At 66.8% G+C, this 24,777-nt stretch carries 25 protein-coding genes; 17 read left to right on the top strand and 8 right to left on the bottom strand.

Annotated elements, in window-relative coordinates; all coding sequences use genetic code 11:
• Positions 1 to 8 precede the first annotated feature (8 nt).
• The 10 genes from VGT77_RS14660 to VGT77_RS14615 all read left to right on the top strand — a co-directional run bounded on the left by VGT77_RS14660 (position 9) and on the right by VGT77_RS14615 (position 5,969).
• Positions 9 to 563 (top strand): nucleoside triphosphate pyrophosphatase, encoded by a 555-nt coding sequence (locus VGT77_RS14660; RefSeq protein ID WP_327463825.1) that lies wholly within the window; start codon positions 9 to 11, stop codon positions 561 to 563.
• On the top strand, positions 560 to 1,372 hold the full coding sequence (gene aroE, locus VGT77_RS14655; protein WP_327463824.1) for a shikimate dehydrogenase: 813 nt from the start codon (positions 560 to 562) through the stop codon (positions 1,370 to 1,372). The genes VGT77_RS14660 and aroE overlap by 4 nt, the downstream gene beginning before the upstream one ends.
• Complete coding sequence (gene coaE, locus VGT77_RS14650; protein ID WP_327463823.1) at positions 1,369 to 1,962, top strand: dephospho-CoA kinase; 594 nt, start codon at positions 1,369 to 1,371, stop codon at positions 1,960 to 1,962. The genes aroE and coaE overlap by 4 nt, the downstream gene beginning before the upstream one ends.
• An 11-nt stretch (positions 1,963 to 1,973) precedes the next feature.
• Positions 1,974 to 2,681 carry a DNA polymerase III subunit epsilon gene (gene dnaQ / locus VGT77_RS14645; RefSeq protein WP_327463822.1) on the top strand — a complete coding sequence of 236 codons (708 nt, stop codon included), beginning with the start codon at positions 1,974 to 1,976 and terminating at the stop codon, positions 2,679 to 2,681.
• Between the two features lie 35 nt (positions 2,682 to 2,716).
• Positions 2,717 to 3,295 carry a ribosome hibernation-promoting factor, HPF/YfiA family gene (hpf, locus tag VGT77_RS14640; protein WP_327463821.1) on the top strand — a complete coding sequence of 193 codons (579 nt, stop codon included), beginning with the start codon at positions 2,717 to 2,719 and terminating at the stop codon, positions 3,293 to 3,295.
• 66 nt (positions 3,296 to 3,361) lie between these two features.
• Complete coding sequence (locus VGT77_RS14635) at positions 3,362 to 3,826, top strand: PTS sugar transporter subunit IIA (RefSeq protein ID WP_327463820.1); 465 nt, start codon at positions 3,362 to 3,364, stop codon at positions 3,824 to 3,826.
• Entirely contained in the window at positions 3,816 to 4,277 is a 462-nt protein-coding gene (locus tag VGT77_RS14630; protein ID WP_327463819.1) for a PaaI family thioesterase, read from the top strand. The genes VGT77_RS14635 and VGT77_RS14630 overlap by 11 nt, the downstream gene beginning before the upstream one ends.
• Positions 4,274 to 4,609, top strand: coding sequence for a DUF1491 family protein (locus VGT77_RS14625; RefSeq protein ID WP_327463818.1), 336 nt, complete (start codon positions 4,274 to 4,276; stop codon positions 4,607 to 4,609). Before VGT77_RS14630 ends, VGT77_RS14625 begins: the two co-directional genes overlap by 4 nt.
• Before the next feature lie 174 nt (positions 4,610 to 4,783).
• A complete protein-coding gene (locus VGT77_RS14620) occupies positions 4,784 to 5,443 on the top strand; it encodes a cell wall hydrolase (RefSeq protein WP_327463817.1) in 660 nt (219 codons plus the stop codon).
• 73 nt (positions 5,444 to 5,516) lie between these two features.
• The gene (locus VGT77_RS14615) at positions 5,517 to 5,969 is read left to right on the top strand and encodes an MmcB family DNA repair protein (protein ID WP_327463816.1); all 453 of its coding nucleotides are present in this window, start codon (positions 5,517 to 5,519) and stop codon (positions 5,967 to 5,969) included.
• A 1-nt stretch (position 5,970) separates the two neighbouring features.
• Here the strand turns inward: VGT77_RS14615 and VGT77_RS14610 are convergent, their stop codons facing one another.
• Positions 5,971 to 6,525 carry an ankyrin repeat domain-containing protein gene (locus VGT77_RS14610; protein WP_327463815.1) on the bottom strand — a complete coding sequence of 185 codons (555 nt, stop codon included), beginning with the start codon at positions 6,523 to 6,525 and terminating at the stop codon, positions 5,971 to 5,973.
• A gap of 93 nt (positions 6,526 to 6,618) precedes the next feature.
• Here VGT77_RS14610 and VGT77_RS14605 point away from each other — a divergent pair, with 93 nt between their 5' ends.
• From VGT77_RS14605 to VGT77_RS14595, 3 genes are read left to right on the top strand one after another with little or no spacing between them, the layout of a single operon-like run.
• Entirely contained in the window at positions 6,619 to 7,200 is a 582-nt protein-coding gene (locus VGT77_RS14605) for an SCO family protein (RefSeq protein ID WP_327463814.1), read from the top strand.
• Positions 7,188 to 7,625: a YcgN family cysteine cluster protein gene (locus VGT77_RS14600; RefSeq protein ID WP_327464008.1), complete on the top strand. Its 438-nt coding sequence runs from the start codon at positions 7,188 to 7,190 to the stop codon at positions 7,623 to 7,625. Before VGT77_RS14605 ends, VGT77_RS14600 begins: the two co-directional genes overlap by 13 nt.
• 55 nt (positions 7,626 to 7,680) lie before the next feature.
• Positions 7,681 to 8,304, top strand: a complete 624-nt coding sequence (locus VGT77_RS14595; protein WP_327463813.1) for a SprT family zinc-dependent metalloprotease — start codon at positions 7,681 to 7,683, stop codon at positions 8,302 to 8,304.
• Here VGT77_RS14595 and VGT77_RS14590 read toward each other — a convergent pair.
• The 5 genes from VGT77_RS14590 to VGT77_RS14570 all read right to left on the bottom strand — a co-directional run bounded on the left by VGT77_RS14590 (position 8,283) and on the right by VGT77_RS14570 (position 13,744).
• Entirely contained in the window at positions 8,283 to 10,382 is a 2,100-nt protein-coding gene (locus VGT77_RS14590) for a PBP1A family penicillin-binding protein (RefSeq protein ID WP_327463812.1), read from the bottom strand. The two genes, VGT77_RS14595 and VGT77_RS14590, sit on opposite strands and share 22 nt — an antisense overlap.
• Before the next feature lie 159 nt (positions 10,383 to 10,541).
• A complete protein-coding gene (msrB, locus tag VGT77_RS14585) occupies positions 10,542 to 10,937 on the bottom strand; it encodes a peptide-methionine (R)-S-oxide reductase MsrB (protein ID WP_327463811.1) in 396 nt (131 codons plus the stop codon).
• Positions 10,938 to 10,968: 31 nt separating this feature from the next.
• On the bottom strand, positions 10,969 to 12,021 hold the full coding sequence (locus VGT77_RS14580; RefSeq protein ID WP_327463810.1) for an NAD(P)/FAD-dependent oxidoreductase: 1,053 nt from the start codon (positions 12,019 to 12,021) through the stop codon (positions 10,969 to 10,971).
• Entirely contained in the window at positions 12,018 to 12,701 is a 684-nt protein-coding gene (locus VGT77_RS14575) for a methyltransferase domain-containing protein (protein WP_327463809.1), read from the bottom strand. The genes VGT77_RS14580 and VGT77_RS14575 overlap by 4 nt, the downstream gene beginning before the upstream one ends.
• Complete coding sequence (locus VGT77_RS14570; RefSeq protein ID WP_327463808.1) at positions 12,698 to 13,744, bottom strand: type III polyketide synthase; 1,047 nt, start codon at positions 13,742 to 13,744, stop codon at positions 12,698 to 12,700. Before VGT77_RS14570 ends, VGT77_RS14575 begins: the two co-directional genes overlap by 4 nt.
• Before the next feature lie 104 nt (positions 13,745 to 13,848).
• On the opposite strand from VGT77_RS14570, the gene mutS reads away from it, so the two are divergent.
• Positions 13,849 to 16,413, top strand: coding sequence for a DNA mismatch repair protein MutS (mutS, locus tag VGT77_RS14565; protein WP_327464007.1), 2,565 nt, complete (start codon positions 13,849 to 13,851; stop codon positions 16,411 to 16,413).
• An 86-nt stretch (positions 16,414 to 16,499) separates the two neighbouring features.
• Here mutS and VGT77_RS14560 read toward each other — a convergent pair whose 3' ends face one another.
• Positions 16,500 to 17,186 carry a GNAT family N-acetyltransferase gene (locus tag VGT77_RS14560; protein ID WP_327463807.1) on the bottom strand — a complete coding sequence of 229 codons (687 nt, stop codon included), beginning with the start codon at positions 17,184 to 17,186 and terminating at the stop codon, positions 16,500 to 16,502.
• A 38-nt stretch (positions 17,187 to 17,224) separates the two neighbouring features.
• Between VGT77_RS14560 and VGT77_RS14555 the strand changes: the two genes are divergently transcribed.
• Positions 17,225 to 19,975 (top strand): [protein-PII] uridylyltransferase, encoded by a 2,751-nt coding sequence (locus VGT77_RS14555; RefSeq protein WP_327463806.1) that lies wholly within the window; start codon positions 17,225 to 17,227, stop codon positions 19,973 to 19,975.
• An 86-nt stretch (positions 19,976 to 20,061) separates the two neighbouring features.
• Here VGT77_RS14555 and VGT77_RS14550 read toward each other — a convergent pair whose 3' ends face one another.
• Positions 20,062 to 21,363, bottom strand: a complete 1,302-nt coding sequence (locus VGT77_RS14550) for a M20/M25/M40 family metallo-hydrolase (RefSeq protein ID WP_327463805.1) — start codon at positions 21,361 to 21,363, stop codon at positions 20,062 to 20,064.
• Between the two features lie 101 nt (positions 21,364 to 21,464).
• Between VGT77_RS14550 and VGT77_RS14545 the strand changes: the two genes are divergently transcribed.
• The gene (locus VGT77_RS14545) at positions 21,465 to 23,159 is read left to right on the top strand and encodes a hypothetical protein (protein ID WP_327463804.1); all 1,695 of its coding nucleotides are present in this window, start codon (positions 21,465 to 21,467) and stop codon (positions 23,157 to 23,159) included.
• Between the two features lie 312 nt (positions 23,160 to 23,471).
• Positions 23,472 to 24,770, top strand: coding sequence for a DEAD/DEAH box helicase (locus VGT77_RS14540; RefSeq protein ID WP_327463803.1), 1,299 nt, complete (start codon positions 23,472 to 23,474; stop codon positions 24,768 to 24,770).
• Positions 24,771 to 24,777 lie beyond the last annotated feature (7 nt).

Below are 24,777 nucleotides of genomic sequence, written 5' to 3'. Positions count from 1 at the left end.
GTCGAGCGATGCTCGAAAGCGCAGGCGTGCCGTTCGCGGCCGTGTCGCCGGGAGTGGATGAGGAGGCGACCAAGGCGAGTCTGCGCGCGGAAGGCCTGAAGGCACGCGACATGGCCGACGCGCTTGCCGAGCTGAAGGCGCTAAAGCTTTCGGCCAAGGACCCGACAGCTTTGGTGCTCGGCTGCGACTCGATCGTGGAGCTGCAGGACGGACGCATGCTCGACAAGGCGGAGAGCCGGGAGGAGGCGGCAGAGCATTTGCGCGCGCTCTCCAATCGACGTCATTATCTCTACAGCGCCGCTGTCGTCGCCGAAGGGGGCCGCGCGGTGTGGCGGTTCGTCGACCGAGTGACGATGCATGTGCGGGCGCTTTCCGACGCCTTCATCGCCGACTATCTGGACCGCGAATGGGAGCAGGCCCGCTGGTGCGTTGGCGTCTATCGGGTCGAAGGGCCGGGCGCGCAGCTTTTCTCGCGCATCGAGGGTAGTCAGTTTACCGTCATCGGCCTGCCCTTGCTGCCGGTGCTCGACTATCTGCGCACCCGTGGCGTCCTGACGTCATGACCAGGGCCTATGCCGAGGTGATCGGCGATCCGATCGCTCATTCCAAGTCGCCGCTGATCCATCGCTTCTGGCTCGATCGGCTGAAGATCGACGCCGACTATCGCGCTACCCAGGTGCGCCCGGATGAGCTCGGCGCCTTTTTCGCCAGCCGGAGCGAGGACCGGGACTGGCGTGGCTGCAACATCACCGTGCCGCACAAGGAAGCGGCGCTGGCTTATGTGCCCGACCCGGGCGGCATCAGGCAGACGATCGGGGCGATCAACACTGTCTTCCGCGACGAAGCAGGCGAGCTGGCCGGCACCAACACAGATGCGGCCGGCTTCTGGTCGCCAATCTCGGCGCTCGACCTGAAGGGCAAGGCGGTCGCGGTGGTCGGTGCCGGCGGTGCCGCACGGGCGGTGCTGTTCGCGCTGGCGCGGATGGAGGTGGGTGAGGTCACCATTCTCAATCGCACGCCACTCAAGGCCGCCGGCCTGCTCGCCGCCTTCGCGCTTAAGGGCAGGGTGCTGCCGCTGACGGGAACGCTGCCGCCCGCGTCTCTGCTGGTCAATGCGAGCATTTTGGGCATGATCGGGCAGCCGCCGCTTCGCCTCGAGCTCTCGCCCTTGCCAGAAGACGCGCTGGTCTATGACCTAGTCTATGCCCCTTTGCAGACCGAGCTGTTGCAGGCGGCGGAGGATCGCAACCTGGAAACGGTCGACGGGCTCGAAATGTTGATCGGCCAGGCGGCGCTCGCCTTTGAGCTTTTTTTCGGCGCGGAACCGCCGCGCGAAGCCGATGACGAGCTGCGGGCGCTGCTGACGCGATGAAGATTCTCGGCCTCACCGGTTCGATCGGCATGGGCAAGTCGACAGTCGCCGCGATGTTCGAGGAAGCGGGCGTGCCGGTGTTCGGTGCCGATGCCGCCGTGCACCAGTTGCAGGGGCCCGGCGGCGCTCTGGTCAGGCAGATCGAAGCGGCCTTTCCCGGCACCACTGGCCCGGCGGGCGTGGACCGGGGTAAACTGGGGAAGCTGGTGCTGGGCGACGCTCAGGCGCTCGCCCGACTTGAGGCAATCGTCCATCCCGCCGTGGCCGACATGCGCAAGGCATTTCTGGACCAGCACCACGACGAACCGCTGATCGTCTTTGATATTCCCTTGCTGTTCGAAAAGGGCGGCGGTGCCGGACTCGACGCGGTGGCAGTGGTCTCCGCCCCCGCTGAGGTGCAGCGGGAACGGGTGCTCGCCAGGCCGGGCATGACGCCCGAGAAATTCGACCAAATTCTGAACTTGCAAATGCCTGATGCGGAGAAGCGCCGCCGCGCCGATTACATCATCGACACCGGCGTCTCGCATCAGGAGACTCGCGAGCAGATCCGGCAACTCATCGCTTGTCTGTTGGGCGGCAAAGAGCGATAGCCGATAGGGCAATGCGCGAAGTCGTTTTCGATACCGAAACCACCGGCATCCAGGTCTCCGAAGGTCACCGCATGGTCGAGATCGGCTGTGTGGAGCTGTTCAACCGCGTCGAGACCGGACGGGTGTTCCATGCCTATATGAACCCGGAGCGGCCGATGCCGCCCGAGGCGCAGGCGGTGCACGGCCTTTCCGAGACCTTCCTCGCCGGCCAGCCCCTGTTCCGCGACATCTGCGAGGAGCTGCTCGACTTTCTGGAGGACAGCCCGCTCGTCGCCCACAATGCCGCGTTCGACTTCGCCTTTCTGAACTATGAGCTGGGTGAATGCGGCCGGCTGCACGTGCCCCGCTCGCGGATGATCGACACGCTGGCGCTGTCGCGCACCCGACACCCGGGCGCCAAGCACAGCCTTGATGCGCTCTGCGTCCGCTATGGCGTCGATCGTAGCCACCGGGTGAAGCATGGCGCCTTGCTCGACGCCCAATTGCTCGCGCAATGCTATGTCGAGCTGACCGGTGGCCGCCAGATCGGCCTGTCGCTTCACGAGGCGCCGAGCGCCGCCGAAGCGGTGCGGCAGAACGCCATCGCCTATGACATTACCCGCCCTGTTCGGCCGCCGCGTCCGCACGCCGCATCGGCCGCCGAGTTGGAGCGGCATGCGCGATTCCTCGCACAGCTGACCGATCCCGTCTGGGACATGGGAACGGCCAAGGCTGCCTGAGGTTTGTTTGTCCAGAACAGACGGAGGAGGCTTCCATGGACGTGCGCGTATCGGGTCATCAGGTCGATGTCGGCGAGGCGCTTAGGAAGCACGCTTCGACCAGAGTCCAGGCGCTGTCCGACAAATATGACGCGAGGGCTGTGTCTTCGACCGTCACCTTCGGCAAGGGCCCGCACGATCACCGCTTCGATTGCGAGATCATCATCTATGTGCCGAATGGCGTCGTCCTCAAAGGCAGCAGCCGGGCGACCGAAGCGCAGCCGGCGTTCGAAGATGCGCTGAGCAAGATCGAGAAGCAGGTGCGTCGTTATATGCGCCGCCTGCGCGACCGTCATGGCCAGGGCGCGGCCCAGGAGGCGGCCTTCGACGCGGCCGGCTATACGGTCTTCAGCCTGCCCGAAGCGGAGGAAGAGGAGGAGATCCCCGACAATCCTCCGATCGTGGCGGAAACGCGAGTCGATGTGCCCGACGCCAGCGTATCGGACGCGGTGATGATGCTCGATCTGCGCAACACCAACGCCCTGCTGTTCAAGAACAGCGCCAGCGGCGTGTTCAACATGGTCTACCGACGAGGCGACGGCACCATCGGGTGGGTCGAGCCTCAACGCGCCTGAGGCTGGCTCTTTACAAGAACGGCGCGCGCGTTAATGGGCGCGCGCCACATCGGACCAGCTTTCCACATGGACTTCACTCAGTTTCTGGACGGGGACGCGGTTCTCGCGGACCTGCCCGCCGCCAATAAGAAGGCGCTGTTCCAGGCGCTCGCTCAGCATGCGGAACGCACGATGGGGCTGCCAGCCCGCGACGTGTTGGAGCGCCTGAACGATCGCGAGCGGCTGGGCACCACCGGCTTCGGCGGCGGTGTCGCCATTCCGCACGGACGCTTGCCAGGGCTGGACCGAATTCGCGCGGCCTTTGTGCGGCTAGAAAGGCCGATTGACTATGGCGCGATCGACGACCTCCCCGTCGATCTGGTCTTCATGATGCTCTCTCCGGAAGAGGCCGGCGCCGACCATCTGAAGGCGCTTGCGCAGGTCAGCCGGAGGCTGCGCGACCGTGCTTTCGTGGCGAAGCTGCGGGGGGCGGGATCGCCCGACGCCCTATTCGCGCTGTTTGCGAGCGCCGAAACCCGCGATGCCGCCTGAAGCGGGCGCCCAGGCTCATTTCCGGGCGCTCGAATCGCTCTACGCTGCCGCGCCGATCAATGCGCTTTTTCCGTCCAGGCTCGAGATTCCCGAAGAAGGGCTTGCGCGAATAACTTTCGAAGTGGGCGAGCAGGTGCACCATGCTGCGGGTGCCGTGCACGGTACCAGCTACTTCAAGATGCTGGACGACGCGGCCTTCTACGCCGCGAACAGCAAGGTCACTGACCGGTTCCTGCTGACCACGGCGTTCAACCTGCTTTTCACCCGCCCGATGGTCGCCGGACCCGTGGTGGCAGAGGGGCGCTGGATCAGTGGCCAGCGTCGCGTCTTTGTCGCGGATGCCCGGCTGATCGGCCCTGACGGCGAGGAAGCGGCACGCGGCACCGGCACCTTCATGCGGTCTCGCATCCCGCTGTCGTCACTTAAGGGGTACGCTCCGGCGGCCGCATGACGCCGCGCCTCACCTCCCGCATGACCATCGACGCGCTGTTCCGGCGCGTGCAGGCGGCGGGCGGTTTTGCCGCCGTTCTGGCGCGCGGCGATGAGAGCGCAGGCGCGATCCTGCTCGTCTGCCGTGAGCGCGGCGTGTTCAAATCGCTGCTGGAACGAACCGTCGATCTGGACGGCGGATATCGCTGGACGCCTTGCGGTCCTCAAGATCTAGAGTCCGATTCGGAGCGCGACGGCTACATACAGAGGCGCCGTGTCCTTGATCCCGATTTATGGTTAATAGAACTGGACGTCCCGGACGCTGAACGGTTCGCCGCTGAATCGGCGCCGTAACGTTGACGCGCTGCGGCATGTTGCTGACAGAGGGTTCAACACCAACGCGCCAGATCGCCGTGGGTCGGGGTCCCCGACGCGAGCGATAGCGCAGTCGGGGGGAAGATCAGCAGGAAGCGCGGCTGTTTTGCGCACCTGCCAGTTGATCGACTCACCGCCCTGTACGAACGAAATATGGTCGCCTTCTACCGCGCCGCGAGCATCGCGGCTGTGTCTTTCTGCACTGCCTTTGGGGTCGCGGCAGCTGCCCCGTCCTTCGCCGAAACGGTCAACACTGCCGTCTCGAGCGTCACCAACGAACAGATTCTCCCGCCGGTTCCGACGGTTGAGCCACTTCCTGTCCCTCCCAGCATCGAGAGCGCTCCGGAAGCTGCTCCGGTTGAGACGGCCGCTCCCGCTCCGGTCTCTGCACGGCCGAAAGCCGCGACGCTCAATCATCTGGTCGATCTTCAGTCGATCCCGCAGAAGCTGGACCGCGAGACCGAATGCCTCGCCGCCTCGGTCTATTTCGAATCGAAGACCGAGCCGCTCGAGGGCCAGCTCGCCGTCGCCGAGGTGATCATCAACCGCGCCAAGTCCGGCCGCTTCGCTTCGTCCATCTGCGGGGTGGTGTTCCAGAAGGGACAATTCTCCTTCGTGCGCGGCAGCGGCTTCCCGCCTATCGCCCGCAACAGCTATATGTGGCGCGAAGCGGTCGCGATCGCCCAGATCGCGCTGAACGATCATTGGGACAGCCGCGCCTCCAAGGCCTTGTTCTTCCACGCCAAGCGCGTTGCGCCGGGCTGGAACAAGGTGCGCGTCGCCCAGCTCGGCAATCACGTTTTCTACCGCTGAGCCGCTAGGCAGCGTTCTCGACATGTTCTAGAAGGGCGGGGTGGCAAGCCATCCCGCCCTTTTGCCGTCCGTGATGAGCGCCGCCGATGTGGCGCGCGGCGTCTCTCGACTGCTGCTGCGCCACGACTATGTCGCGCTGTGCGAAGTGCCGCTCGCCAATGGTCGCCGCGCCGATCTGATGGCGGTGGATCCGAAAGGGCGCATCCTGATCGTCGAGATCAAGGTGTCGCGCGCCGACCTGCTGGGTGATGGCAAGTGGCACGATTATCTCGATTATTGCGACCGCTTCTTTTGGGCAGTGCCGCAGGGCTTCTGCCTTGATCCATTCGCGACAGACGCCTTCTCGCCCGATCTGGCGGGGCTGATCGTCGCCGATCGCTACGACGCCGCCATTGCCCGCGAGGCGGCGGAGCGTGCCGTCCCGGCACCCCGACGCAAGGCCGCGACGCTCGATTTCGCCCGCCGCGCTGCGCGCCGGCTGTTGGGCCATCTCGATCCCGAATGTGAGCTGCTGGAGACTCGCTGAGCTACTTCGGCCCCGCGATGCCGCGCTTCGCAACCGGTTTGATTTCGTCGATAAGTTTGACGATCATCTCCGACCGGCCGTCGCGCGCCGCATAGTCGCGGGCGGAGAGGCCGCTGGCCAAGTCCCGCTTCCCAGGATCGGCGCCCTGGGTCAGCAGCAGCCGGGCCATGGCGAGATCGCGCTTCTGCACGGCCATGATCAGCGGCGTTTCGCCCAGGCCGTTCGCTGCGTTCACCTGCGCGCCTCGTGAGATGAGCAGCCGCGCGGCATCGAGGTTGCCGATCCGCGCCGCCACCATCAGCGGCGTATTGCCGTCGCGGTCCTTCAGGTCGATGCGCGCGCCCTTCTGCATCAGGAAGCCGACCCAGCTCAAGTCCCGCTCCTTGACGGCGATGTGGATCGCCCGCTCGCCCGTGTTGCCGTCGGGCGTGTCGATCAGGGTCGGCCCGCCCTTGTTCAATAGCTCCAGCGCCTTCGCGCCGTTGCGGTCACGCACCGCCTTCAGAAAGTTGAAGCTGTCGGAGAATTGCGCGAGCGCCGGCGTTGCCGCGGCCACCAGCGAAAGAGCAAGAAAAGCGCTTCGAAACGTCACGGTCAAACCCACCTGCACTTGATCCGTGCAGGTTAGCACAGCATTTCTGCCGGTGCGATGAACTTCCGCCCCTTCCTGCTTGCCGCAGCGCTGTCCTTGAGCGCCTGCACCGTTTCCGGCACCGACGAGCCGCCGCTAGCCGGCGCACGGATCGGCGGGCCGTTCTCGCTTGTGAACCAGGACGGCCGTGCGGTCACAGACCGGGACTATGCCGGCCGCTATCGGCTGATGTACTTCGGCTATGCCTATTGCCCGGACGTCTGCCCCGTCGACCTGCAGAAGCTGATGGCTGGCTATGCGCAGCTGGAAAAGACGGAGCCCAGCGTGGCGGCCAAGGTCGCGCCGATCTTCGTCAGCGTCGATCCGGAACGCGACAAGCCGGCGACGCTGAAGCAATATGTTTCGGCCTTTCATCCGAAGCTGACCGGCCTCACCGGCACGCCCGAGCAGATTGCAGCCACCGCCAAGGCCTATGCGATCATTTATTCGAAAGAAGAGCAACCGGGTGCCAGCGGCTATCTGATGAACCACAGCCGCTTGGCTTACCTGTTCGGGCCGGACGGAAAGCCGATCGCTCTGATCCCGCATGACGGTACGCCGGAAGCGATTGCAACCGAGCTGAAGCGCTGGGTCCGGTGAGCGAGCGCTTCTGGGAAGATCGCCCGCTTGAGGCCTTGGACCGCGCGCAATGGGAGGCCCTGTGCGACGGCTGCGGCAAATGCTGCGTCCACAAGTTGGAAGACGAAGTCACCGGCGAGCTGTTCCCGACCAATGTCGCGTGCAAGCTGCTCGACCGGCACAGCGGCCAATGCTCCGATTACCGCCATCGCCGCGCCTATGTGCCGGAATGCGTGCGGCTGACGCCCAAGCTGGCCGCCACGCTCGACTGGCTGCCGCCCACCTGCGCCTATAAGCTGCGTGCCGACGGCAAGCCGCTGCCCGACTGGCACCCGCTCAACAGCGGCGACCCGGATTCGGTGCACAAAGCGGGCATGTCGGTGCGCGGGTGGACGATATCCGAAACGGAAGCGGGCGAGCTTGAGGACCATATTCTCGAAGCCTGAGCCCCACTTCGGTGGCCGTCCCCTGCTCGTGGTACGGCATGCGAGCGCCCGCAAGATGCGGCTGCGAGTCGATCCGCGCGACGGCAGCGTGCGGCTGACGCTGCCCCGCCACGCCTCGCTGCGCCGCGCTTACGCCTGGGCGGAGGAGCAGAGGCCTTGGGTCGAGGAGCAACTGGCCAGGCGCACGGCCGGCACCCGGTTGGTGCCGGGCATGAGCCTGGACGTCGCCGGCGCGTCGCTGACGCTCCTTGCCGATCCAGGCCGCCGGACGGTTCGGCGAGAGGGTGACACGCTGCTGGTCCCGACCGACCGGGAGCTGTTCGAAGCGCGGGTGCTGCGCTGGCTGAAGGCCGAGGCGCGGCGCGTGCTGGAGGCGGAGACGCGCGCGGTGGCGAACAAGGCCGGCGTATCGATCGCGCGCGTGTCGGTCGGCGACACCCGCTCACGTTGGGGCAGCTGCTCGGCCAGCGGCGACATTCGCTATAGCTGGCGGTTGATCCTCGCGCCCGATTTCGTGCGGCGGTCCACGGTCGCGCACGAGGTGGCACACCGCGTGCACATGAATCACGGGCCGGCCTTCAAGGGACTGGAGCGCAAGTTGCTCGGCGAGTCACCTGCCGCCGCACGCGCCTGGCTACGGGCGTACGGCGCCGCGCTTCACGGATATGGCCGGTCTTGAGGAACGGTTTCGCGCCGGCGGTCTCTGACGGGCAGTTCTTCATCGGCGGGGTCTGGCTCTGACGGCGGCGGCCCGCGGCCGAGCGCCCGGTCGTAAAACTCCTCGTCCAGCTGTTCCTCGCCAGCCGGCGGCGGCTCGTCATAGGGGCGCGCGTCCGGCCTGACTGGATTGCCTGCCTCGTCCGTCAGCACCGGCTGCTCCGCCTCGCCGAAATAGGCTTCGGCATCGGGCTCCAGCTGCCATTCGGGCAGCGTGACCTTGGTCTCGAACTGTTCGACCGGCCGCTTGGCAGTCGCGACGCGCATGAAGGCGGCGAAGGCGCGCGCAGGCGCCGTGCCGCCCTGAAGACCCGGCACGACGCGGGCATCGTCGCGGCCCATCCAGACGCCCGTCGTCAGCCCGCTCGAAAAGCCGACAAACCAGCCATCCTTGTTGCTGCTCGTCGTGCCCGTCTTGCCCGCGACCGGCCGACCGATATTGGCGGCGCGACCCGTGCCGGCGGAAACTGCGCTTTGCATCAGATCGGTCATCTGCGCCGCAACCCAAGGCGCGACCAGCACCCGCGACGTGTCTGCCTCGTGGCGATAAAGGACGCGATTGCCGGTCGTGGTCACTCGGGTAATGCCATAGGGCACCACGGCGATACCCTTGGCCGCGACCGACGCAAATGCCCGCGTCATGTCGATCAGCCGTACGTCCGAGGTGCCGAGCACCATCGAGGGGTGAGTGTTGATCGGCGTGGTGATGCCGAACCGCCGCGCCATGTCCGCGATGGTGGCAGTGCCTACATCCTGGCCGATCTTCGCTGCGATCGTGTTGACTGAGTAAGTAAAGGCCGTGCGCAGGTTGATCGAGCCGGAATAGCGGCCCGTGCTGTTGCGGGGGCTCCAGCCGCCGATCGTCACCGGCTCATCGACCACCGTGTCGTCCGGTTTGTAGCCGGCCTCCAATGCGGAGAGGTAGACGAAGAGCTTAAAGGCCGAGCCGGGCTGGCGCGTCGCTTGGGTCGCGCGGTTGTAGATCGAGGTCACATAGTCCTTGCCGCCGATCATCGCGCGGACCGCGCCGTCGCGGTCGAGCGACACCAAGGCACCCTGCGCACTTCCGGGCGCATTGGCGCGGATCGCCGCCTGCGCCGCCTTCTGCATGCCCGGATCGAGCGTGGTCCAGACGTCCAACGGCTCGATCGTCTCGTCGATCAGCGTCTCAAGCTGGGGCAGCGCCCAATCGGTAAAGTAGCGGACGCTGTTCTCGTTCGCGTCCTCGTTGAGCCGCACCTTCACCCGCTCGGCGCCTTCCGCCTCGGCGCGGGTAATCACGCCATTCTCGACCATCGAGTTCAGCACCACGGTCGAGCGGCCGATCGCCGCCTCGGCGTCGGCCGTCGGCGAATATCGGGACGGCGCCTTGACCAAGCCGGCGATCACCGCCGCTTCGCTGAGGCTCAGCCGGTCGGCGCCGTGAGCGAAGAAGCGGCGGGACGCGGCGTCGATGCCGTAGGAGCCGCCGCCGAAATAGACCTTGTTCAAATAGAGTTCGAGGATCTGGTCCTTGGTGAATTTGCGCTCCATGGCGAGCGCCAACAGCCATTCACGCGCCTTGCGGCCGAAGGTTCGCGTATTGGTCAGGAAGACGTTGCGGGCGAGCTGCTGGGTGATCGTCGATCCGCCCTGCGCCCAATGGCCGCGTTCGATGCGGACTTTCACGGACCGGGCGATGCCGATCGGATCGACGCCGAGGTGCGAGCGGAAGCGCTTGTCTTCCACCGACACCATCGCGTCCTTCATCACCTGCGGGATCTCGTCGTAGCTCAGCCACTCGCCATAGCTCGGCCCCAGAGACACGAGCACGGAGCCGTCCGCCGCATGGACGCGTATCATCTGCCCGTTTGGCGAGGATTTGAGCTCAGAATAGGTCGGGAGCGTCGAGACCTGCAGATAGACTGCGACCACCAGCGCGACGAGCGTCACCAGCGCGCCCGCTCCGCCGGCGATCAGCAGCCGCTTGAAGATATTGCGAGGCCGGGTGGGCGGCGCCTTGCGCGGCGGTGACTTGGTTGGACGCGGGGGAGGGGCCATCGGGGTGCAGGCGGTTTAGTGAGTTCCCCGCCCTGTCACAAGGATGAACGGGACACTGTCCGCCCAATCGTCATCCTGAACTTCTTTCAGGATAAGCGTCGAGCCGCGGAGCATCGGACGCCCTATCCCGAAGAAGTTTGGGATGACGATGCTATGTCGTCATTCCTTCGGTTTGAAATCCAGTGACACGCTGTTGATGCAATAGCGCAGCCCTTCAGGCCCTGGCCCGTCCGGAAAGACATGGCCGAGATGGCCGTCGCAGCGGGCGCAGCGCACTTCGACGCGGCGCATGCCGTGACTCACATCCTCATGCTCGGTCACGGCGTCGGGCGCGAAGGGATGAGTAAAGCTCGGCCAGCCCGAGCCCGAGTCATATTTGGTGCTGCTCTCGAACAGATCGGCGCCGCAACCGGCGCAGCGATAAGTGCCCGCGGCCTTGTTGTCGTAGAGCGCACCAGTGAAGGCCCGCTCCGTGCCCGCTTCGCGCAGCACATGATATTGCTGGGGCGTCAGCCGCTGCCGCCACTCCGACTCGGGAAGGTTGAGCTTGTCCATGGCTGCGATGTGGGACAGCGGCGCCTAGCCTTCAATGGCTCACGCGCGTCACCCGCGCGAGCAAGGAAGCGAGCCCGGGCGCGAGTCTCATCAGCTTCACGAGTGCTGCGGCGCTGCCTGGCCGCTCGGCTGCTGCGAGAACCGCCGAGGCAATGGCGATCGGGCGACGAGTGCGGCCTGCGAGCCTGCGCTGAAAGGCCTGCGCCGTCTCGCCGCGTATCGCTCCCTCGCCGGCCATGACACCGCTGGCGAGCGCAATCCCCATGCCTTCGCCGGCAAGGGACGGGATCACGCCGGCCTGGTCGCCGAGCCGGTAAATGCCGCCTGACGTCTCGGCGGTGCGCCAGCCGTAAGGCACCGCGGCGATCGCATCGATCGGTGCATCTGCGGCGAGCCAGGCGAGCCGTTCGCCAAGGGCCGGCACCTCGCGCCCGATCTCCTGTAGCAGCGCCGCGGGGCCGCCCGCTTCGTTCAGCCGCGACTTCCGCACGGCGAGGCAGAGATTGCCGGTGCCGTCCTCCTGCAGCACCAGCCCCGCATAGCCGCGGTCGAAAAGGTGCAGCTCGATCGCTCCCTCGATCAGCTTGCTCAACGCCGTGGCAGGGCCGAGCCGGACCCGCAGTCCCACCGCGGGATCCGCGGCGAGTTTCGGCCGGGCAAGGCCGCGCAGGTCATGCTTGCCGGTGGCCAGCAGCAGCCGCTCGGCCCAGAACGCCTCATTGTCCGCTCGAATATGGCGTCCGTCCGCCTCGCGCACGTGCACGCCGCGCTCGACCATCGCGCCCGCCGCTTCCGCTTGCCGGAGCATGGCCGAGTCGAGCTGCCGCCGTGAGACGCCGAGCGCGGGCTCCGGCAGCGGCGCGCGCGTCGATCGCGTGCCGGAGAAAAGCCGCACCTCCCGAGCTTCCGCACCGGCAACTTCGACCCCCAGTCGCCCCAGCGCTGCCAGGCTCCGCCAACTCAAGAAGCCGCCGCATATGGCATCGCCGGTCTCGCGCTGACGTTCGAGCACCAGCGGCCGTGCGCCGGCGCGCGCAAGCGTGATCGCCGCGGCCGCACCGGCCGGCCCACCGCCAAGAATCAAAAGATCCGTTCGACGCACAGGCGGTAAGGGAATGCGCGGTAGACGCGGGCACTCACCCCGGCCTCGGCCAGGATCGGCTCCCATTCCTCGGGGCGGTAGGACCGAGCGATGGAGAGGGTGCCGTCCGCCTTCACCATCGGATGCCAGCGCATCAGCGTCGCGAGCAGGGGAAAGCCGGCATGAGGCAGCCAGTGCCGGTGCAGGTCGTTGACCAGCCAGCCCATGCGCGCTTGCGTGTCCATGAAACGGAGGAAGTCGACGAGCTGCGCATGCGTCATATGGTGCGCGACGAGGCTCGAGACGATCAGGTCCCACTGCTCTCCGGCCAGGTCCACATAGTCTCCGGTCACATAGCGGATCGGCATGTCCGGGGGCGTTGCCGCGCGCGCGGCGTGCTCGCTGCGCGGGTTGAGATCGACGCCGACGAGCTCGCAGGCGACATTGCGCCGCTGCGCCCAACGCGCGATGGTGCGGAGCATGTCGCCATGGCCGAAGCCGACATCAAGGAGGCGGAACGGCCGTCCTTCCGCGGCGCGCCGCACGAAGGAGAGCGTCGGCCGCGCAGCCATGGTGAGGCGGTTCACCTTCGCGAGATCGCCGATCACCGCCGCATAGGTTTCCGAGGACAGATCGTCCGCATCCATCTGCTCTTCGGCCAGAGAGCGGACGGCGAGGCTCATGCGCTCTTGAACCGGAACCCTTCGGCCGCGAGCCCCGGGCCGAACGCGATGGCAACCCCCGACTCGATCTCGCGCTTCAGCTGCCGGGCGAGCACGAACATTAGAGTCGAGGACGACATGTTGCCGTAGGCGCGCAGCACCTCGCGCGAATCGTCCAGCGCATCCGGCGGCAGCTGCAGCGCGTTTTCAACCGCATCGAGGATCGAACGCCCGCCCGCATGCACTGCCCATTGGTCGACGCCGCCATTGACGATCGCCTCGCGAACGTCCGGCTCCGCCAGCGCGGCACCGATCCGGCCCGGCACCTCGCCGGACAGATGCATGGCGAAGCCTTGGTCCGTGATGTCCCAGCGGATAAGCGAGTCAGACTCGGGCAGCGTCATTGAAAAGGGCTGGCCGAGCTCAAGACCCTCGCTCTCGGACGTGACCAGTGCCGCCGCCGCACCGTCGCCGAACTGCAGGCCAGCCAGCATCGATTCGATCTGATCCATCTCGTGCAGGTGCAGCGAGCAGATCTCGACCGTCACCACGAGCACGCGCGCTTTGGGTTCGGAGCGCAGAATATGCCGGGCCGACCGCAGCGCCACCACCGCCGCATAGCAGCCCATATAGCCGACCAGCAGCCGCTCGACGCCCGGCGAAAGCCCGAGCCGGCGTGCGATGATCTGGTCCACGCCTGGCGCCACGAAGCCGGTGCAGCTGGCGACTACCAGGTGCGTGACGTCATGAAGATCGGCCGGCAGTTCGCCGATTGCACGCAACGCAAGCTCAGGCGCGACGTTGCCATAGAGCCGCATCCGCTCAGCTGTCCCCGGGAGCGCCTCGCCGCCGTAGAAGCCGCCCGGCTCAGCCGGCGAGCCGCCGCACGGCGCTGGCGGCAGCACCGACCAGCGGTGCTGCAGGCCGCTGCGGCCGACCATCCGTTCGAACAGCTTCGCCTGCCGCGGATCCGGAATGCGCTTCAGCGCCCAGTCGAGAAACGGCTGGTGGATGTCCTGACCGGGCACGGCGGTGCCGATCGCATTGATAAAGGCCTGGGCCACGAACTGCTCTTTGTTGTGGATGAGAGACTCTGCCGCACAACGCGCCCGTTGGCTACACGGGCCCGGTGCGGTTAACTGGCGCCATGTCCAGCGCTCCCACGCCGATGATGGCGCAATATCTGCGTCTCAAGGCGGAAGCGGGCGATTGCCTGCTCTTCTACCGAATGGGCGATTTCTTCGAGCTGTTCTTCGACGATGCGAAGGCGGCGGCGGCAACGCTCGACATCGCGCTAACCGCACGCGGCGAGCATGATGGCGCGCCGATCCCGATGTGCGGAGTGCCGGTCCATGCGGCGGAAAGCTATCTCGCGCGGCTGATCAAGGCAGGGCACCGGGTCGCCATTGCCGAGCAGACCGAGTCGCCGGCAGCCGCCAAGGCGCGCGGTTCGAAGGCGCTGGTCGACCGCGCCATTGTCCGGTTCGTCACCGCCGGCACCCTCACCGAAGAAACGCTGTTGGATGCGCGAAAGTCCAATTGGCTGGTGGCACTGGCGGAAGTGGGGGGCGCCCTCGGCATCGCGGCGGCAGACATCTCGACCGGCCGCTTCGAGATTGCGGAGATTGCGCCCGATCTGCTCAACGCCGAACTCGCGCACTATGCCGCGGCCGAGGTGATCGCGCCGGAGGGGTGGAGCCGCTGCGACTGTGTCGAGCGGTCGCGGACCAGCTTTGACAGCGGCGCCGCGGAACGCCGGCTCTGCGGGCTGTTCGAAGTGGCGACGCTCGATGGGCTGGGCGGCTTCGGCCGTGCCGGGCTGGCGGCGGCGGGCGGGCTGGTCGCCTATCTCGAGCATGTTGGCAAGGGCGCGCTGCCCTTCCTCCAGCGGCCGCAGCAGCGCTCGCCGGCCGAGCATATGCTGATCGACGCGGCGACTCGCGAAAGCCTGGAGCTGACCCAGGCGCAGAGCGGCGGCCGAGCGGGCAGCCTGCTCGATTGCATCGACCGGACCGTCACCGGCGCCGGCGCACGCCTGCTCGCCGCCGATCTTGGTGCGCCGCTGACCAGCCGCCCGGCCATTCAGGGGCGGCTCGATCTGGTCACGCTGTTCCATGACGAGGGGCTGCGCCACGCCACCCGCGCCGCGATGCGCGCCATGCCGGACATTGGCCGTGCATTGGGTCGGCTGGTCGCCGGTCGGGGCGGGCCCCGCGACCTGGCGCAACTGCGCGACGGGTTGGCGGAGGCGCGCAGCCTGCGAGATCGGCTCGCGCGGATCGACCAGCCGCCGGCACTGCTCGCCCAGCTGCTGCCCGCGCTCCAAGGTCATTCCGAGCTGGTTGATCTCCTTGCCCGTGCCCTTGTGCCGAGCCCGCCGCTCGATGCGTCCCAAGGCGGCTATATCGCCGAAGGCTATGACGCTGCGCTGGACGAGCTGCGCGGCCTTGGCGGAGAGGGGCGCCGCGCCATCGCCGCGCTCGAGGCGCGCTATCGTGAGCAAACCGGCATCGCGACGCTCAAAATCCGCCACAATGGCGTGCTCGGCTATCATGTCGAGGTGCCCGCCCGCAGCGCCGACCGGCTGATGGCGCCTGACTCCGGCTTCACCCATCGCCAAAGTCTCGCCGGTGTCGTCCGCTTCAACGCGCCCGAACTGCACGAGCAGGCTATGCGCGTCACCCAGGCCGGGACGCACGCGCTCGCAGCGGAAGCGGCGCATCTCGAGGACCTGACTGCCCAAGCGCTGGCCCGGCGTGACGCCATTGCGGCAGCGGCCGATGCGATCGCCCGCCTGGACGTCGCGGCGGGGCTGGCTGAGCGGGCGGTCGAGGCGGGCTGGTGCCGTCCTACGCTGGTCGACCATCCCTGCCTTGAGATCGAGGCCGGCCGTCACCCCGTCGTCGAAGCCGCGGTGGCGAAGAGCGGCGCCCGCTTCGTCGCCAATGATTGCCGCTTGTCCGAAGACTCGCGCCTCTGGCTCGTCACCGGCCCGAACATGGGCGGCAAATCGACCTTCCTGCGTCAGAACGCGCTGATCTGCGTGCTCGCCCAGGCAGGCAGCTATGTCCCTGCTGCTTCGGCGACGCTCGGCCTGGTCGATCGGCTGTTCAGCCGCGTCGGCGCTTCCGACAATCTCGCGCGCGGCCGCTCCACCTTCATGGTCGAGATGGTCGAGACCGCTGCCATCCTGGCCCAGGCGACGCCGAACAGCTTCGTCATATTGGACGAGGTCGGGCGCGGCACGTCCACCTATGACGGCCTCGCCATCGCTTGGGCGGTGGTCGAGGCCGTGCACGAGAGCAATCGCTGCCGCTGCCTGTTCGCCACTCATTATCACGAACTGACGCGCCTCGCGGGCAAGCTGGACGCCCTGTCGCTCCACCATGTCCGCGCGCGAGAGTGGAAGGGCGACCTGGTGTTGTTGCACGAACTCGCCGACGGCGCCGCCGACCGCAGCTATGGCCTTGCCGTCGCCAAGCTCGCCGGCCTGCCGCAGCCGGTCCTCGCCCGCGCGCGCGAAGTGCTGAAGCGGCTGGAGTCAGGGCGCGAAAAAACCGGCGGCATCGCAGCCGGTCTTGACGACTTGCCCCTGTTCGCCGCCACCGCCCAGGCCGAAGAGGCACAATGCGACGCGATCCGCGCCGAGGTGGAAGCCCTCGACATCGACTCGCTTACGCCGCGGGAGGCACTGGAAACGCTGTACCGCCTCAAGGCGCTAGCGAGGGAGTGATCAACCCTTCTCCGTTCGGCCTGAGCTTGTCGAAGGCCTGCTCCTCTCTTCATGCCCCGGAAAGAAGGACCAGAGCTTCGACAAGCTCAGCTCAAACGGGGTTGGGTCCGGGACCAGGTCTGGAAGTGCAGCTGACGCCGGAAGCGCAAGCCCAGCGCTTCGTACAAGGCGATGGCCCCAGCATTGTCCGGATAGACGTGCAGGAACGCCGCATCGCCCTCGCTGACGATGCGGTCGATCAGCACGCGCATCAGCTTGCCGGCATAGCCGCGCCCGCGATGCTCCGGATGAGTGCAGACGGCGCTTACTTCGGTGAAGCCAGGCACCCGCATCCGCTGCCCGGCCATGGCGACCAGTCGCCCCTGCTCCCGCACGCCGATGAAGTGGCCCATCAGGTGGGTGTTCGCGAAGAACGGTCCCGGCTCGGTCATTGTTGCTAGTTCGAGCATCTCGGCCGCATCGGTGTCGCCGAGCAGTTGATAGAGGAAACCGTCCGGCAAGCCGGGCGATTGCTCCGCCACCATCTGGTTGACGATCGCCTGCTTCTGCAACGTCATGCCCGGAAGAGCCGCGACCGGCTCCGGCTCCACGGTGCCGATCACGCTGTCGCCCGCAAGCCAAGCAAGCGCTTCGCCATCGCCTGTCTCAGCTGCTGCGGCGAAAAGGTTGATCTCGGGCCGATAGCGGCGCGCCCGTTCATCACCGATCGACAGCCCAGATTGTCGCGTCGCCAGCGCATTCCAGACTGGCCGGTTGAGCGGATGTGCGCTCATCTCTCCCCCTTTCTGCTCCGTGCGCCTATGTAGCGTCTATGGCCAGCCGCATCGACTCCGTGCCTTACCGCCGTGCGATCATCGATCGACGGGCACTGGCGGAGCGCTTCGCGCAACTGGGAGGCGATGGCACCGCGCTCCGCCGGCAACTGGTCGATATCTTGAAGGGAGCGCTCGACCATGGCCGGACCGAGATTGCGGACCGCCTGCTGCTCAACCCTTCGCGCGGCCTGGAGGCGGCCGGCGCGCAGGCCTTTCTGATCGACCAGATTTTGCGCCTCACCTACGACTTCACCACGCAACGACTCTACCCCGCTAACAATCCAACGGCGGGCGAACGCATCGCGGTGCTGGCGGTCGGCGGCTATGGGCGCGGCGAAATGGCTCCACATTCGGACGTGGACATCGCCTTCCTCACCCCATGGAAGCAGACCGGCTGGGTCGAGCAGGTCATTGAGTCGATGCTCTACACCCTCTGGGACCTGGGGCTGAAAGTCGGCCACTCGAGCAGATCGCTCGACGATATGGTGCGGCTCGCCAAGTCGGACCTGACCATCCGCACCGCGCTGCTTGAAGCGCGCTTCGTCTGGGGCGACGAAGCGCTCAGCGGCGAAGCGGCGCAGCGCTTCCGCCGCGAGGTGGTTGCCGGCACCGATAAGGATTTTGTCGCCGCCAAACTCGAGGAGCGGAATGAGCGTCACCGGCGCATGGGCGACAGCCGCTATGTGGTCGAACCGAATGTCAAGGAAGGCAAGGGCGGCCTTCGCGACCTTCACGCGCTGTTCTGGATCGGCAAATATATCCACCGCGTCGACTCGGTCGCAGGGCTGGTGGACGCCGGACTCCTCAGCCGCGAGGAGCTTCATCAATTCCAGCGTGCCGAGAACTTCCTCTGGGCGGTGCGCTGCCATCTGCACATGGTCGCCGGGCGTGCCGAGGAGCGGCTGACCTTCGATTACCAGCGCGAGATCGCCGAGCGGATGCAATACGCGACGCGGCCCGGCAAATCCGCTGTCGAGCGCTTCATGCAATATTATTTCCTGCAGGCGAAGACGGTCGGCGACCTGACCGGGTTGTTCCTCGCCCACCTCGACGAGCAATTCGCCAGCCGCGGGCGTCGCTTCACCCTCGCTGCCATCCCCCGCCGCCCACGCAAGCTGAACGGCTTCAAGCTGGTGCGCGGCCGGCTCGCTTTGCCGTCGGACGACTTTCTCGAAGAAGACCCGGTGCGGCTGATCGAGATGTTCGCGCTAGCGGACAAGCATGGGCTGGAGATTCACCCCGCCGCGATCCGCTGCGCCCGGCGCGACGCGCGGCTGATCGATGCCAAGGTCCGCGCCGATCCGCGCGCCAACGGGCTGTTTCTTGACGTTTTGACGTCACCTCGCGACCCCGAAACAGTGCTGCGCTGGATGAACGAGGCCGGCGTGTTCGGCCGCTTCGTGCCGGATTTCGGCCGCGTCGTCGCGCAGACCCAGTTCGACATGTATCACCATTATACGGTCGACGAGCACACGATCCGCGCCATCGGCCTGCTGGCCCGGATCGAGAGCGGCGACCTCAAGGACGAGCATCCGATCGCGACGTCCGTCATACGGCAGATCGTGTCGCGACGCGTTCTTTACGTGGCCGTGCTGCTCCACGACATCGCCAAGGGCCGCGGCGGCGACCATAGCGTGCTCGGCGCCGAGATCGCGCTGTCGCTCTGTCCGCGCCTCGGTCTTTCGCCAGCGGAGACGGAAACGGTCGCCTGGCTGGTGCGGCACCACCTGTTGATGTCGGCGACCGCGTTCAAGCGCGACTTGTCGGATTTCAAGACGATCCTCGACTTTGCCGAGGCGGTGCAGAGCCCCGAGCGGCTCAAGCTGCTGCTGGTGCTCACGATCGTCGACATCCGCGCCGTAGGACCCGGCGTCTGGAATGGGTGGAAAAGGCAGTTGCTTGCCGACCTGTTCGACGGGGCCGAGGAAGTGCTCCGGCTCGGCCATAAGCAGACCGGCCGCAAGGAGCGGATCGAGGCGAAGCAGCGCGAGCTGCGGGCGCGCCTCGGCTGGGACGAAGCGCGCTTCGCCTCATTCGCCAAGCGTTTGCCGGAGCCCTATTGGGTGGCCGAGCCCGTCGACGTGCTCGAGCGCAACGCCCGGTCGATCGATGCAGCCGGATGGGAGGGGCTGCGGATCGACGCCGCGCCGGATCCGGAGCGCGGCGCGACTTTGGTCACCATCTATGCTAGCGACCATCCCGGCCTCTTCTACCGCATCGCCGGCGCGATCCATCTAGCCGGCGGCAGCATCATCGATGCGCGGATTCACACCACGCGCGACGGCATGGCCCTCGACAACTTCCTGGTGCAGGACCCGTTCGGCCGCCCGTTCGACGACGAAGCGCGGCTGAAGCGGCTCAAGGCCAGCGTCGAAGAAGCCCTGGTTAACCGCAGCGCGCTGACCGAACGTCTCTCCGCCAAGCCGTTGCCACGGCCCCGCGCCGACGCCTTTCCGATCGCCGCCAATGTCCTGATCGACAATCGTGCGTCGAACCGTTTCACCGTCATCGAAGTGAATGCGCGCGACCGCCCGGCGCTGCTCTATGCGCTCGCCTATGCCCTCTTCCAGTCGAAGGTGACGATCCATTCCGCCCATATCGCGACCTATGGCGAGCGCGCGGTCGACACTTTCTACGTGACCGACCTGTTGGGCGAGAAGATCGCGGCTCCGGCGCGCCTCAAGGCGCTCGAGAAGCGGCTGCTGGAAGCGGCCGAAGGGGCAGAAGCGGAGAAAGTTGCGGCCTAATCGTCATTGCGAGGAGCGACGCGACGAAGCAATCCAAGTGGCTTCGAGTGCCGCACTGGATTGCTTCGCTTCGCTCGCAATGACGATTACCTCTTCTCCCGGCTCAGCCGCGTCATCAGGATCGCGGCGCGTTTGGCTTGGCGGCGGATGCTGTCGAGATCGACGGTTTCGCCAAGCGCGTGCGCACCTTCGCCGCTGGTGCCGAGCCCGACCAGACCGTCCACATCCTTGGCGACAAAGGCGATGTCGCCCGCGCCGCGCCGCAGCGGATCGAGCGCCGGCATCTCCTTCAGCCCCAGGTCTTGGTTCACGACATTGAGCCTGGCGAGCAGCTCCTTGGCGCCTTGGGTCGGCGCCATCGCCGGATAGCCTTGATCGAAGCTGATCTCGGCCTTGGCGCCGGGAAAACTGCGCGCGACGATCGCCTTCATCTTCTCCTGCACGCGCGTGGTCTGTTCGTCGGCAAGCGTGCGCATGTCGCCACGGGCGATGGCGATTTGCGGGATGATGTTGGTCTTGCCGGCCGCAGTTCCGCGGATCTGGTCCTTGTCCAGCTCGGCCCGTTCGCCGCCCAGCAGCAGGCCGACATTATAGGTCAGGTTCTGTTCGGGCAGTTCTTTGCGGAAGGCCGTGATGATCTGGGAGGCAGCGTAGATCGCGCCGTCGCCGGCCCGCTCCGAGAAAATGCCGCTGGAATGGCCGCCCTGCGCCGTCACCTTGAGGGTCCAGCTCGACGATGAGCGGCGTGCGATCGAGCCCCAGTCCTGGCCGTCGATCACCACCAGACCTTCGAAGTCGAGCGCGACATCGGCACGTTTGCCGGCCGCGATCAGGTCGCGGCGGGCGATTTCGACCGGTTCGCCGACATCCTCTTCATCACCCGTGAGCACCACTTCGACATCGGCGTCCTTGAGCGTGCCGGCCGCCTGCATCGCCCTCAATGCCGCCACCATCACGACCATGCCGCCCTTGTCATCGTCGATGCCGGGCCCCTCGGCCTTGTTGTCGTCGATGCGGCGGAAGCGCTGGAACGGCGAATCGGCCTCGAACACGGTGTCGAGATGGCCGATCAGCAGCAGGCGCTTGCCCCGGCCATTGCCCTTGTGCGTGGCGACGATGTGCCCGGCGCGCTTAGCCTCAGTCATCGGCACCCATTTCACATCGAAGCCAAGCGGCTCCAACTCCGCGCGCATCATCTCGCCGGCTTTCGTCACGCCCTCGATGTTCAGCGATCCGGAGTTCTGGTTGACGAGCTTTTCGAGCAGGGCGACCGACCGGCCATGCTCCGCATCAACGGTCGCGCTCATCTTGCGTTCGGCAGCCGTCAGCGCAGCGGCAGCGGGTGTGGCGAGGGCGGTGAGCAGCAGGGCGATGGCGATCTTCTTCATGGGCTCTTCCTAACCGCCCCTGTGGAGCGAAGTCGAGACACGCACTTACGTCCCCTCCGTTCCGGGGTTAGGGTGCGCCCGGCTGAAGAGGGGAGATTGGCATGGGCAAGGTGTGGCTCGGCATCGGAGGTCTGGCGCTCGCCCTGCCGCTGCTTGCTCCCTCAGGGGCGCAGTCCCAAGAGGCCGCCGATCAGCTGAAGAAGCTGGAGCCCTCATATCAGTCGGCCAATGGCTGCAAGGCGCCGGTAGCCGGCTCGCCGGCCAAGGCGATGCCGTTGATCGACGGGCTTGCCAAGGTGCACTTCCCGCTTTCCTTGGCGAGTGCGGAGGCGCAGCGTTACTTCGATCAGGGTTTGGCGCTGATCTACGGCTTCGAATATGAAAAGGCCCAGCGGAGCTTCGCACGCGGGAGCGCGATCGATCCGGACTGCGCCATGTGCCGCTGGGGCGAGGCGCTGGCGCTCGGACCCCATCAGAACAGCGGGCCTGCCGATCCGGCGAAGATCGAAAGGGCGCGCGGGCTCGTCGAACAGGCGCTGAAAGGCAGGCTGAACCCGCTCGAACGCGGTCTCGCCGAAGCGCTCGCCGCGCGCTATGCGCCCGCGCCGCCGGCCGATGACAAGCTGGCGGTGCATGGCGTCGCCTATGCCGAGGCGCTGGCGCGACTGGCCGAGGCTCATCCCGCGGACGATGTCGTGCTGGTGCTCGCCGGCCAAGCGGCAATGGAAGTCAGGCCTTGGGACTATTGGCAGGCGGACCGACGCACGCCGCTGCCTTGGGGCGGCCGCGCGCTAAAGCTGATCGAGACGGTGCTGGCGCGCAATCCCGACCAGCCTCAGGCACAGCACCTCTACATTCACCTGACCGAAGCTTCGTTGCAGCCTGGCAAGGCCGAGCGCGCGGCCGATATGCTCGAAGTGGCGGCGCCCGCTTCCGCCCACCTCGTCCATATGCCGAGCCATACCTATTACCGGGTCGGCCGGTTCGACGCGGCGATCCGGGCCAACAAGCGCGCGATCCAGGTCGATGACGCCATGGCGTCAAGGCTGAACGAGGCGAAGCCCTTTTACGGCTATTTCCGCCACCACAGCCATTTCATCGTATCGGCGGCCGAACAGGTCGGCGATGCGGCGACGGCCTTGTCAGCGGCGGCCCAGCTCGAGGCCGCATCGGGCGCCCATCCGCGCGGACCGGTTTTCGCCCAGGTGCTGCTCGCCACGGCGCTGCAGGCGCGCGCGCAGTTCGGCACGGCGGCCGATCTGTTGAAGCTGCCGGAGCCGCATGCCGGTCAGCCGGTGCTGCGCCAGATCTGGCGTTCGCTCCGCGCCGAAGCGCTCGCCCGCGAGAACCGCCTTGCCGAGGCGCGGCAGGAGATCTTCCTGATGCGGCGCGAGCGGATGCGCGACAAGCCGGACGAGGAAGCGCTGCCGCTCATCCGCATCGCCGAGCATATGGCGATCGGCCGCATCAACTTCGCGACGCGCAACTACCAGGGCGCGGCGAGCCGTTTTGCCAGAGCGGCCAAGGCGGATGCGGCGCTGCCCTATCGCGAGCCCCCGGCCTGGCACCATCCGCCCGAAGCCGCACTCGGCGCCGCGTTGTTCAAGGCAGGCGATGCGCGCCGGGCCAAGGCCGCGTTCGACCGCGCGCTGCTCCGCCGTCCCGGCAGCGCCTGGGCGCTTTGGGGACGCGCTCAGGCCGAGGCCGGCCTTGGCCGGGACAATCGCGCGACGCTGGCGGAGGTGGAGAAACGCTGGAGCGGCGACCGGAAATGGCTGGTGTTGGAGCGATTGTGACAGCCTCGTCATTGCGAGCGCAGCGAAGCAATCCAGCTTCAGCGCGGCTGGATTGCTTGGTCGCTTTGGCTCCTCGCAATGACGAGGTCACGGCTGACCTTGCTTTGTTCATACTTCTCCCCCATATGGCCGGTGCGCACGGGGCTCGGCCCCGATGGTCTGGCAGCGTGAACAGCTCTTGTGAGAGCCCGGCCGGAACCGCTTAGCGCCTCCCTGCAACAGGCTTCCCTTTTCACGCGGGTTGTCAGAACAACCCCGCGTCTCGCGGCTGCGCAGCCTTGCGCGCCGCCAAGCGCATATTGCGAGTATTTCATGACCAAGTTTACCGACCTCGGCCTTGTCGAGCCCTTGACCAAGGCGCTTGCCGCCAAGGGCTATACCGTGCCGACTCCGATCCAGACCCAGGCGATCCCGCCGCTGCTCCAGGGCCGCGACCTGTGCGGCATCGCCCAGACCGGCACCGGCAAGACGGCGGCATTCGCGCTGCCAAGCCTCGACTATTTCGCGCGTCACCCCAAGCCCCGGCCGCTCCAGGGCTGCCGCATGCTCGTCCTCTCGCCGACTCGCGAGCTGGCCGCGCAGATCGCCGACAGCTTCCGCGACTATGCGCGCTTCATGCGTGTGTCGGTCGAGACGGTGTTCGGCGGCGTGCCGATCGGCAAGCAGATCAACAAGCTGCGGGGCGGCGTCGACGTGCTCGTCGCCACGCCCGGCCGCCTGCTCGACCTGATCGACCAGCGTGCGCTGACTTTGCGCGATGTCGAGATCTTCGTGCTCGACGAGGCTGACCAGATGCTCGACCTGGGCTTCATCCACGCGCTGAAGCGCATCGACAAGATGCTGCCCAAGCAGCGCCAGAGCCTGTTCTTTTCGGCCACCATGCCGAAGACGATCGCGGAGCTCGGCGACCGCTTCCTGACCGATCCGGTCAAGGTCGCGGTGACGCCGGTCGCCTCGACCGCGGAGCGGGTCGAGCAGTTCGTCACCTTCGTCAACCAGGCGGAAAAAACGGCGCTGCTGACGCTGACGCTCAAGTCCAAAGACATCGACCGCGCGCTCGTCTTTACCCGCACCAAGCATGGCGCGGACAAAGTGGTTCGCAACCTGCAGGCGGCTGGCATCGGCTGTGCCGCTATTCACGGCAACAAGAGCCAACCGCAGCGGACCCAGGCGCTGCAGGCCTTCCGTTCGGGCGAGATCAAGATCCTCGTCGCGACCGACATCGCCGCGCGCGGCATCGACGTGTCGGGCGTCAGCCATGTGTTCAACTACGAGCTGCCGAACGTGGCCGAGCAATATGTCCACCGCATCGGCCGCACGGCGCGCGCTGGCAAGAGCGGCATCGCGATCGCCTTTGTCGATGGCGAGGAACGCACTTATCTGAAGCAGATCGAGCGTCTCACCCGCGTGGCGCTGCAGCCGGTACCGCTGCCGGAAGGCTTCGAAAAGGCCAAGGCTTTGCTGCCCAAGCCGGTTCAGGCCAAGCCGACTGCCCAGCGCCGGCACGACGAGCAGCGCGCGCGGCCCGCGGGCGACCGTCCGCACCGCCCGTTCCGCCGCCGCAGCGGCAGCGTCGGGGCGCATAAGGGCGCGGTGAAGCGGGCGGGCTGATCGCCGC

Source organism: Sphingomonas sp. (assembly GCF_035944535.1).
GTDB lineage: Bacteria > Pseudomonadota > Alphaproteobacteria > Sphingomonadales > Sphingomonadaceae > Sphingomonas_B.
Note: the sequence above shows the minus strand (reverse complement) of the source record. Positions and strands in the feature narration are given on the sequence as shown.

Excerpts from the sequence above, each read along its gene's own strand:
- VGT77_RS14550 (WP_327463805.1), bottom strand. The coding sequence starts at position 21,363 with ATGAAGAAGATCGCCATCGCCCTGCTGCTCACCGCCCTCGCCACACCC.
- VGT77_RS14630 (WP_327463819.1), top strand. The coding sequence starts at position 3,816 with ATGCCGCCTGAAGCGGGCGCCCAGGCTCATTTCCGGGCGCTCGAATCG.
- VGT77_RS14590 (WP_327463812.1), bottom strand. The coding sequence starts at position 10,382 with ATGGCCCCTCCCCCGCGTCCAACCAAGTCACCGCCGCGCAAGGCGCCG.
- VGT77_RS14615 (WP_327463816.1), top strand. The coding sequence starts at position 5,517 with ATGAGCGCCGCCGATGTGGCGCGCGGCGTCTCTCGACTGCTGCTGCGC.
- VGT77_RS14620 (WP_327463817.1), top strand. The coding sequence starts at position 4,784 with ATGGTCGCCTTCTACCGCGCCGCGAGCATCGCGGCTGTGTCTTTCTGC.
- dnaQ (WP_327463822.1), top strand. The coding sequence starts at position 1,974 with ATGCGCGAAGTCGTTTTCGATACCGAAACCACCGGCATCCAGGTCTCC.
- coaE (WP_327463823.1), top strand. The coding sequence starts at position 1,369 with ATGAAGATTCTCGGCCTCACCGGTTCGATCGGCATGGGCAAGTCGACA.
- VGT77_RS14540 (WP_327463803.1), top strand. The coding sequence starts at position 23,472 with ATGACCAAGTTTACCGACCTCGGCCTTGTCGAGCCCTTGACCAAGGCG.
- VGT77_RS14555 (WP_327463806.1), top strand. The coding sequence starts at position 17,225 with ATGGCCAGCCGCATCGACTCCGTGCCTTACCGCCGTGCGATCATCGAT.
- mutS (WP_327464007.1), top strand. The coding sequence starts at position 13,849 with ATGATGGCGCAATATCTGCGTCTCAAGGCGGAAGCGGGCGATTGCCTG.
- VGT77_RS14560 (WP_327463807.1), bottom strand. The coding sequence starts at position 17,186 with ATGAGCGCACATCCGCTCAACCGGCCAGTCTGGAATGCGCTGGCGACG.
- VGT77_RS14595 (WP_327463813.1), top strand. The coding sequence starts at position 7,681 with ATGCGGCTGCGAGTCGATCCGCGCGACGGCAGCGTGCGGCTGACGCTG.
- VGT77_RS14545 (WP_327463804.1), top strand. The coding sequence starts at position 21,465 with ATGGGCAAGGTGTGGCTCGGCATCGGAGGTCTGGCGCTCGCCCTGCCG.
- VGT77_RS14635 (WP_327463820.1), top strand. The coding sequence starts at position 3,362 with ATGGACTTCACTCAGTTTCTGGACGGGGACGCGGTTCTCGCGGACCTG.
- hpf (WP_327463821.1), top strand. The coding sequence starts at position 2,717 with ATGGACGTGCGCGTATCGGGTCATCAGGTCGATGTCGGCGAGGCGCTT.
- VGT77_RS14625 (WP_327463818.1), top strand. The coding sequence starts at position 4,274 with ATGACGCCGCGCCTCACCTCCCGCATGACCATCGACGCGCTGTTCCGG.
- aroE (WP_327463824.1), top strand. The coding sequence starts at position 560 with ATGACCAGGGCCTATGCCGAGGTGATCGGCGATCCGATCGCTCATTCC.
- VGT77_RS14575 (WP_327463809.1), bottom strand. The coding sequence starts at position 12,701 with ATGAGCCTCGCCGTCCGCTCTCTGGCCGAAGAGCAGATGGATGCGGAC.
- VGT77_RS14660 (WP_327463825.1), top strand. The coding sequence starts at position 9 with ATGCTCGAAAGCGCAGGCGTGCCGTTCGCGGCCGTGTCGCCGGGAGTG.
- msrB (WP_327463811.1), bottom strand. The coding sequence starts at position 10,937 with ATGGACAAGCTCAACCTTCCCGAGTCGGAGTGGCGGCAGCGGCTGACG.
- VGT77_RS14605 (WP_327463814.1), top strand. The coding sequence starts at position 6,619 with ATGAACTTCCGCCCCTTCCTGCTTGCCGCAGCGCTGTCCTTGAGCGCC.